The sequence below is a fragment of the Bacillus sp. SRB_331 genome, from assembly GCF_003264175.1.
GTDB classification, from domain to species: domain Bacteria; phylum Bacillota; class Bacilli; order Bacillales; family Bacillaceae_G; genus Bacillus_A; species Bacillus_A mycoides.
The window spans coordinates 1-8,690 of sequence record NZ_NADV01000067.1 but is presented as its reverse complement, the minus strand read 5'-3'; the positions used below and the strand labels follow the sequence as shown (position 1 = coordinate 8,690).

The following is an 8,690-nucleotide window of genomic DNA, read 5'->3' as shown; positions in this document are numbered from 1 at the left end:
TCCACCTACAAATTTTAAAACTGCCATTGCGATTGCCATATTATTTCCTCCTCTTTTTTCGTATTAAGGTATGATAATTTTTATAAAAAGGTTCTGTTGCAAAGTTTTTTGAACAGAGCTAAACTGTAGAAAAAAAGAGGCGAGGAGAATATCACATGGGATATTTTAAGGGAAAACAATTCAAACAGGATATTATTTTAGTAGCCATCGGCTACTACTGTCGTTTTTCTTTAAGCTATCGTGATGTATCTGAACTTTTGAGAGAACGTGGAATATCGGTTCATCCTACAACCATCATGCGGTGGGTTCATGAATATGGAGATTTGATTTATCAAATTTGGAAGAAGAAAAATAAATCGGCACATTTCGTATGGCATTTAGATGAGACCTACATCAAAGTCAAAGGAGAGTGGTGTTATCTTTATCGTGCGATTGATCGAAAAGGGTACACCTTGGATATCCAACTTCGTAAAACAAGGGATCATCAAGCTGCCTATATGTTTATGAAAAGATTAGTGAAAGCTTTTGGAGAACCGACGGTTCTCACAACAGACAAGGCTCCTGCCCTACTTTGTGCGCTCAAAAAACTGAAACATAACGGTTTTTATGTGCATACAAAACATTGCACCGTTAAGCATTTTAATAATCTCATCGAACAGGACCATAGACATATCAAGAGACGTTTTGCCAAATCCGCAGGATTTCAAAATCTTCGTCATGCTTCACGTACCATAAAAGGCATCGAAACCATTCATGCTTTATATAAACAAAGACGAAGTCTTCAAAGAGACTCCGCCTTTTCAACGTACAATGAACTTCAACAATTACTAGCTACTTCCTAAACATTGTTCCTCATTTACCAACCTGTTTATGTTTTTTTAAACTTTGCAACAGAACCATGTAGATATTAATTTAAAGTTATTTAAACAAAATAACTAAATGGAATTTTTAGAAAAATGGAATGATACACCATTCTTTTTTCTTAATTCACATAATATTCAAAATTAAAATCTGTGGATGTTAATATTTGTTATATAATATACTTGTCAAAGCATTACCCCTGTAGTTTTTATGATGAATCTGTAAGATAGTTTGTTTGTCCCCTATATTCACCTTAAACTAAAAAGAACCTGTAGAGATGCCTACATCCTACAAGTTCTTTTTGTTTTTCCGGTTAAATGTTGATTTGAAATAAAGTTACGATTTTTTGAGGGGGAAAAGTAAATGTTTGTAAAAGCAGAAAGATTATTAATACGAAAATTTGAGTTCAAAGATTGGCAATCTGTCCATGAGTATACATCAGATATCAATGTCATGAAATACATACCCGAAGGGGTTTTTACTGAAGAAGATACAAGGAACTTTGTGAATGAAAACATTGGTAAAAATGCTAAGAACTTTCCTGTGGTATTAATAGATGAAAATATCCTGATTGGTCATATTGTTTTTCATGAATATTTTGGTGAACATACTTATGAGATTGGTTGGGTGTTCAATCCTAAATATTTCAATAAAGGATATGCTTCTGAAGCAGCACAAGCTATATTGAAATATGGGTTTAAGGAAATGAAATTACATAGAATTATAGCTACATGTCAGCCACAAAATACCCCATCATATCGAGTGATGGAGAAGATTGGAATGAGAAGAGAAGGCTATTTCAGGAAGTGTATACCACATGGAAATGAATGGTGGGATGAGTATTATTACGCTATTTTAGAAGAAGAATAGGGTTCTAGTGCAAACACTCCAAAACTTGGACGTACTGTACTGATACTAGTACTCTAAAAAAGGATGTGATTAGTATGGAAAAGTAAAATCTATTCTTTCAGGAATAGAAACGATGCATATCATTGAAAAAGGCCAACTTATTTTACGGGACAAGTCTGTCCAAAATGAAATGAAGTTTATTCATCAACTATTCGGAATGGCTGCATAAGAATAGATTCTATTAGGAATCTATATACCTCTTTCAAATAAGTTCTGAATGTTTTTTTGCAAAAGTAGAATTTTATTTTCGTTCCGAAAGGTACATATCTAGGGATATATTTCCTTTTTTATATACAATTCGTTAGGGTGCAATACCACAGGTTAGGGATATTCCAAAAATTAATTTCAGAATTGAACAAGAAGAGGCATGCATCTTTCACTTCAAAAGGTACACCTTGTGGTTTAGTTTTTATCACTACGTATTCAAAGGCGTGAAGAACGCTTGTTATGTCTATAAAAGTATACCTTTGTAAACGCTCGTTCACTTTTTAGGACGGTTCATTTGTAAAACTCAATAATTATGACTTTGCGCATAAATAATATAAGAATTAAATTACTGAATATTTACAATATTTAGCGTAAACATTATCAATTTACTATAATATGTAATTTATGTAAAATCATAATTAAGCTAGACTCTTCTTTAAATTCTTGCCCCTAACAAGGATTTAAAGACCATACTATTTTTAGCTACAAATGCGTAAAAAGAAAGAGCCAAATCTATCCAGAATTTGGCTTTTTTCTTTGGAGTTCATGTAAATAACAACTTGAACTCACTACTCTTTTTCAAATGTAATTGTATTTTAAACGTTTTGTTGTTATATTTTTCGACTTATCAGAAAGTTACGGGTGGATATTTGGAACAATCTTTAGCCTATGACATTGCCCCCTAACTAATTGGGTTCCGGTGCAAAAACTTCAAGGTAATTACAAGTAATCTCTAAAACTTGGACATACTGATACTATTACTCTAAAAAGGTGTGTGATCGGTATGGAAAAGAAAAATTGGTTCAAATAGAAGCGCTATCAGCCTGATATTATCTTATTAACGGTAAAATGGTACCTACGGTACAACCTAAGTTTTCGTGATTTGGTGGAAATGATGGAGGAACGGGGTTTATCCATTTCTCATACAACGATTATGCGTTGGGTTCATCAGTATGGTCATGAATTGGACAAACGGATCCGACGTTACCTCAAACAAATAAATGACTCTTGGAGAGTCGATGAAACATATATCAAAGTAAAAGGTCGTCCTTGTACGAAGTTCGATAGTATGGAAGAAGAATTGGAATACTACAAGGCGCAAGTGGCTTACTTAAAAAAGCAGTATCCAAATCTATAGGAGGTGTTCTTGCTCAAACGGCTAAGTACGAGATTATTGAAGAACTACGTTTTCGATACAGAGTAACCTGGCTTGTCGTCATTGCGCAGTTAAATCGCTCTAGCTACTTATAAGTGGCGTTCAACATGTAGTCAAAGGCAATTACGCCTTTCAAAGGATAATACATTGCATGAACAGATTCAAGCAATTGAAACATACATCTATCATTATAACTACAAATGATTTCAAAAACGACTCAATCATCGAGCTCCGATCGAATATCGAATTTCGATGGCTGCATAGTCTTTTTTTCAGTTGTCTACGTCCAACCAGTCTATCCAAAATCAAAAAGAATTCATCCACCAATTTTTTGGACTTGCAACATAAGATACGATTCCGTTAGGAATATATATGCTTTATTCTCTTTTGTTTTATTTTTGCACCAGCACCTTTCATTTCAACAAAGGTGTAGACAGGTAGTAATGCTGATAGTAAGTTTCTAGATCTTGATGTTGTTAATTTTTGGTGAAAGCTTGTTACAATAAAATAGAATTATATTGGATACAAAAGATAATGAAAAGGGGGGGAAAGCTAAATGAAATCAACAGGAATGACTCGAAAAGTAGATGGATTAGGGCGTGTAGTTATCCCAAAAGAATTGAGGGATACTCTTGGTATCAAAGAACAATCACCATTAGAGATCTTTATAGAGGGAGAAAAAATTGTTTTACAGAAGTATCAAGCTGGTGGGACTTGTGTGGTAACAGGTGAGATTTCAGAACGTAATATGTCATTAGCAAATGGAAAGATTACGGTAAGCCCACAAGGTGCGGAGTACCTGGTTAAACAGTTGCAACAATACCAAGTTAAATAGGGAAATTCAAGGCTCCGCTATAAAGGAAGCTTTTTTATCACTAATATAATAATTTCACGTACCTTCTTAATTATTATATTAAACAACACGAACCAATAGTCTACATTTATATATTGTTTCTCTCTTGGGATGCTATATCCTTACAAATAGATCGAGTTTGATATAATAGAAGAAAAAGAACAAATGGAACAGATGCGAAAATCTCTGGAAGACATAGAGAAACAAAGCCTAACTAAAAAAAGTGAAACCTCTTCGACTATTTCTAAAGGAAATCGCGATTGGAAATATCCCTCTAAAATGAAATGAAATTGTTACCTGTTAAAATATAAATTAAGTATTAAAGCAACTATCTGGAATCTAATTGCAATTCAGCTTTGTCGTTTGTCAGTGTATTAGCAGAATTACAATTTCCAGAGTAGATAGCTCTTGCTTCATCACACGAATCAGATTTTTCACATCCTATAAGCATTCCTAATGTTATAAACGATAATAAAATCTTTTTCATTATAATACACGCTCCGTACTATTTAGAATGTTATGATGTTCTTAGACTAAGTGAAATTTATAACATATATTCCCATGACAAAAAACATATGTATTGAATTAAAGAAACTGAGGAAGGTCAGTTTTTGACCAATTTATATAATAGACTTCACCATACATGCCCGTCGACTTAAGAAGTGGGTTGTTCCCCAAATCGAAAAAAATGAGTTGAATTCTCATAAATAACTGTAAAATAATAAAATTTTCGTTTAGGGGCTACTTTAAAATCTTAAGTTGATGGGTATGCGGCGGCACCCCTATGTATAAAAAACTTTGCAACAGAACCCATAGATAAGTCAATGAGAACATACCAATTTTTTTACTTAGAAAAAGATAGACATTAACAAAATTGTATACTGTCTACTAATTTATATGGTGCTACTTTGTTTTCTATTAACATTATTTAATCTGAATTTACTTCATTTAAAGATAGTTACCATTAGTCCTATTCTCGGCTATACACAAAAAACGTATCTATGCAGATGCATTTTTTGTGTTATTATTCTTTTGTAAATTGAAATAAACTAAATAAAGTTATTAAAATTGTTAAACAGTCAAAGTATTATCTTTAGTCTTATAGTCAGGTGCTTTTGGTGTTGGCTCATATAAAGCGTTTAATAAGTGATTATATTCACTTCGTGTAATTTCTTTATTATACAATTGAATTAATAAATCTTTATGTTTTTTTGAAAAAGCCATTTTGTTAAAAAACTTAGGATACATATAATTATTCTCTCCACTTCATGTCGGTTCCAAAATTTCATGTTGCTTTCATTTAATTCTTATAAAAATTACATTATCGTGACTTTATAACATCACTCCCTTTTCAAAAATATTCATCAGATATCAACATTAGGGTTCTGTTGTAAAGTTTTCTAAAGTAAGCTAAACTCTGTAAAAAACAAACAAGTAGCTTAATAAATGGGATATTTTAAAGGAAAGCAGTTCCAGAAAGATATTATCTTGGTAGTCGCTGGTCACTATTGTCGTTTTTCTTTAAGCTATCGCGATGTGTCTGAAATTCTCAAAGAACGTGGTATTTCTATTCATCCAACAACTATCATGCGCCGGGTTCATGAATATGGAAATCTTATCTATCAAATTTGGAAGAAGAAAAACAAAAACACATTGTTATCTTGGCGTTTGGATGAAACTTATATCGAGCAATTGATAAAGAGGGATAAACACTTGATATTCAACTTCGTCAAAAACGAGACAAACAAGCAGCATATGCTTTTATGAAAAGACTAGCTCGAACTTTTGGAGAACCAACGGTTCTGGAGACATATCTCCTTCTTTAGCTTCCGCATAAGGAGATATGTCTTTACAAAAATACCTTTCATCGTACAATAAAGTACCTCAATAATATCATCGGGCAAGATCATCGACATGTGAAACGTCGAATTTCCCGTTCTTTAGGCTTTCAAAGTCTTCGCCATGCCTCACGTACTATTAAAGGTATAGAAACTGTCTATGCCATATACAAACAAAAGCGAAGTCTTCAACCAAACTTCGTTTTTTCGACGTATAACGCATTACATGAATTATTAATAGTTTCATAAAACTGGTCCGCAATATTCCCCATCTCTTTATGTCTTCGGAAACTTTGCAACAGAACCAAGAAAAGGAATGTAGTAAATAATCGTATACAAGTACTCTCTTACGATAGATATGTGCGGTGCATGAAAATACAAAGAGGGAAAAGAATGATAAACATTCTTTTCCCTTTTTACCTACTGGAACTTTCACGCTCATTAGCTTTTCGGTATATCGAAAAATACTGTAGAATTTCCCTTTTCCATTATAGCAATAAAACCAGTTTATGTCATATGTAATATTGCATATTAAAATAAATTGCTATCTATATAAGCGCTTACTATAATGAAAGCATAAAGAGAAATCACATCTTAGTAACAACAAAAGAGGAGGAAATAATATGACAATCGCAATGACAGTTTTATCATTCTTAGGTGGAGCACTTCCATTCGTACAAGAACTTTTAAAAGCATTTATGTAAGTTCACTATTTAGCAATTATTTATAAATAATTATCATACCTTAATACGAAAAAAGCAAGGGGTTGAATTTTTTGAAAGTTATAAAAAGTGTTAAAGGAATCAAATTATTAGCATGTTTATCAATTGGCTTATGCACTATTAATTATTCTTCTATTTCTTTCGCTGAAACAAAAACAAGTAATTCAGCTGATACAACAAAAAAAGCTATTAACATTGATACTGGCATAGGAAATCTTAAGTATAATAATCAAGAGGTTTTAGCAGTAAATGGTGATAAAGTAGAGAGTTTTGTTCCGAAAGAAAGTACAAATTCAAATGGTAAATTTGTAGTAGTGGAACGCGAGAAAAAATCACTTACAACTTCACCGGTGGATATTTCAATTATTGATTCTGTGGCTAATCGTACTTATCCAGGAGCAGTACAACTTGCAAATAAAGCTTTTGCAGATAATCAACCTAGTTTGTTAGTAGCTAAGAGAAAACCTTTGAATATTAGTATAGACTTACCTGGCATGAGAAAAGACAATACAATTACTGTTCAAAATCCTACATATGGTAATGTGTCTGGAGCAGTAGATGAATTAGTATCTACTTGGAATGAAAAGTATTCAAAAACACATACGTTACCTGCAAGAATGCAGTATACAGAATCTATGGTGTATAGTAAATCTCAAATAGCAAGTGCTCTTAATGTTAACGCTAAATATCTTGACAATTCACTGAACATTGATTTTAAAGCGATTGCAGATGGAGAGAAAAAAGTGATGGTTGCGGCATATAAGCAAATCTTTTATACCGTAAGTGCAGAACTACCTAACAATCCATCAGATCTTTTTGATAATAGCGTTACTTTTGATGAGCTAACTCGTAAAGGGGTAAGTAATGCGGCTCCGCCTGTTATGGTGTCAAATGTAGCTTATGGTAGAACAGTTTATGTGAAATTAGAAACATCATCTAAGAGCAAAGATGTACAAACTGCTTTTAAAGCCTTAATTAAGGGTCAAGGCGTTGAAGCGAGTGGACAGTACAAAGATATTTTTGAAGACAGTACCTTTACCGCTGTAGTATTAGGCGGAGATGCAAAAGAGCATAACAAGGTTGTTTCAAAAGATTTTAATGAAATCCGAAATGTCATTAAAGATAATGCAGAATTAAGTTCTAAAAATCCAGCATACCCAATTTCATATACAAGCACTTTCTTAAAAGATAACGCAACTGCTGCTGTTCATAACAATACAGACTATATTGAGACTACAACTACAGAATATTCAAGTGCTAAAATGACGCTTGATCATTACGGTGCATATGTTGCTCAATTTGATGTATCTTGGGATGAATTCTCATATGATCAAAATGGAAAAGAAGTACTAACCCATAAAACTTGGGAAGGAAACGGCAGAGACAGAACTGCTCATTTCAATACAGTCATACCACTTCCACCGAATTCAAAAAATGTAAAAGTCGTAGCAAGAGAATGTACAGGTCTTGCATGGGAATGGTGGAGAACAATTATTAATGAACAAAATGTTCCATTAACAAATGAAATAAAAGTTTCAATTGGAGGAACAACATTATATCCAAATGCTAATATTAGTCATTAATTAAAGCCTAATATATGTCCGAAGCGCCCTGTTTACAGGGTGCTTCTTTACTTGGTCGCAAGTATATCGGCGCTTTTTCAAATATATCATACTCATCAAATTGGAGAGTCAATTTAAGTAGAGGGACCGTCACATAGCCATCTAGCTAAAATTTCATAGTACCAAAGAACAAAATTTTTTGCTAACTTATAACAAATAGCTCATTTTTTCATTTTGGGGTAATTTTGAATTCTTAAGTTGATGGATATAGATTTTAAATCTAAAGACAACGGTATTCCATTAATATAATAAATGGAAGATTGTTCGATTTCCTATATTTGTATATGTAAAATTACATAAAAATATATGTTTAAATAAGACGCGCTTTTATATATAACTAGAGGTAGAGAAAGAAAATTATTGTTTAGGTCTACTTAAAACTTTTAAGTTGATCGATGTGTGGCGGTATCCCTTTAAGAGAAAAATTAAGCAGTTAGCCTTTGCTAACCGCTCTTTTATTAGAGATATTAACCTGTTAATATTACGTTATTATGATGAATATTTGCATAAGAATCTTTATAT

4 protein-coding genes and 3 pseudogenes are annotated in these 8,690 nt (G+C 32.6%); all 7 read left to right on the top strand.

Features of this window, described 5'->3' with window-relative positions; all coding sequences use genetic code 11:
* Positions 1-155: 155 nt before the first annotated feature.
* A complete protein-coding gene (locus B5P42_RS29895; RefSeq protein WP_113735931.1) occupies positions 156-842 on the top strand; it encodes an IS6 family transposase in 687 nt (228 codons plus the stop codon).
* A gap of 382 nt (positions 843-1,224) precedes the next feature.
* Complete coding sequence (locus B5P42_RS29890; RefSeq protein WP_097810585.1) at positions 1,225-1,731, top strand: GNAT family N-acetyltransferase; 507 nt, start codon at positions 1,225-1,227, stop codon at positions 1,729-1,731.
* 88 nt (positions 1,732-1,819) lie between these two features.
* Positions 1,820-1,939: pseudogene (locus B5P42_RS29885) on the top strand (IS6 family transposase); the annotation flags it as partial.
* A gap of 867 nt (positions 1,940-2,806) precedes the next feature.
* Positions 2,807-3,026: pseudogene (locus tag B5P42_RS32985) on the top strand (IS6 family transposase); the annotation flags it as partial.
* Between the two features lie 663 nt (positions 3,027-3,689).
* Positions 3,690-3,968, top strand: coding sequence for an AbrB/MazE/SpoVT family DNA-binding domain-containing protein (locus B5P42_RS29875; RefSeq protein ID WP_113735930.1), 279 nt, complete (start codon positions 3,690-3,692; stop codon positions 3,966-3,968).
* 1,464 nt (positions 3,969-5,432) lie between these two features.
* A pseudogene (locus tag B5P42_RS29870) lies at positions 5,433-6,073 on the top strand (IS6 family transposase).
* A 517-nt stretch (positions 6,074-6,590) separates the two neighbouring features.
* Complete coding sequence (locus B5P42_RS29855; RefSeq protein WP_113735928.1) at positions 6,591-8,129, top strand: thiol-activated cytolysin family protein; 1,539 nt, start codon at positions 6,591-6,593, stop codon at positions 8,127-8,129.
* Positions 8,130-8,690 lie beyond the last annotated feature (561 nt).

What these genes read in the sequence shown, in the direction of transcription:
- B5P42_RS29875 (WP_113735930.1), top strand. Translation starts at nt 3,690, where the DNA reads ATGAAATCAACAGGAATGACTCGAAAAGTAGATGGATTAGGGCGTGTA.
- B5P42_RS29890 (WP_097810585.1), top strand. Translation starts at nt 1,225, where the DNA reads ATGTTTGTAAAAGCAGAAAGATTATTAATACGAAAATTTGAGTTCAAA.
- B5P42_RS29895 (WP_113735931.1), top strand. Translation starts at nt 156, where the DNA reads ATGGGATATTTTAAGGGAAAACAATTCAAACAGGATATTATTTTAGTA.